Below are 425 nucleotides of genomic sequence, written 5' to 3'. Positions count from 1 at the left end.
TCGCCGCCGGCGGCGACCTGCGCGGTGGCTCGAACCTGGGCAAGGGCCAGATCAAGGCGGCCGATTACGTCATGGTGCCCGACCTCGTGGCCAGCAACCGCGACGCGGGTGGCGCCGGCATCGGCGCGCTGGTCGGCGGCCTCATCGGTGGCACGGCGGGCAAGTTGGCGAGCAATGTGGTCATCAACTCGAAGACGGCCGACGTGGTGCTCACGGTCACCGACGTGCGTTCGTCCGAGCAGGTGGCCATGACCGAGGGCCATGGCGAAAAGAACGATCTCGGCTTTGGTGCGTCCGGTGGCATGTGGGGTTCGTCCGCGAATGCCGCCGCGTCGGTCGGCGCCTACGCCAGCACCACGCAGGGGCAGGTCATTTCCATGGCCTACCTCGACGCCTACACCAAGCTCGTCACGGAACTGGGCGGC

Annotated in this window: 1 pseudogene; it reads left to right on the top strand. The window is 68.5% G+C overall.

From position 1 onward, the window contains the following. Positions 1 to 425 (top strand): annotated as a pseudogene (locus tag VI08_RS22115) (CsgG/HfaB family protein); the annotation flags it as partial.

Source organism: Luteibacter yeojuensis, from assembly GCF_000964085.1.
In the GTDB taxonomy this organism is placed as follows: Bacteria; Pseudomonadota; Gammaproteobacteria; order Xanthomonadales; family Rhodanobacteraceae; genus Luteibacter; species Luteibacter yeojuensis_A.
Note: the sequence above shows the minus strand (reverse complement) of the source record. Positions and strands in the feature narration are given on the sequence as shown.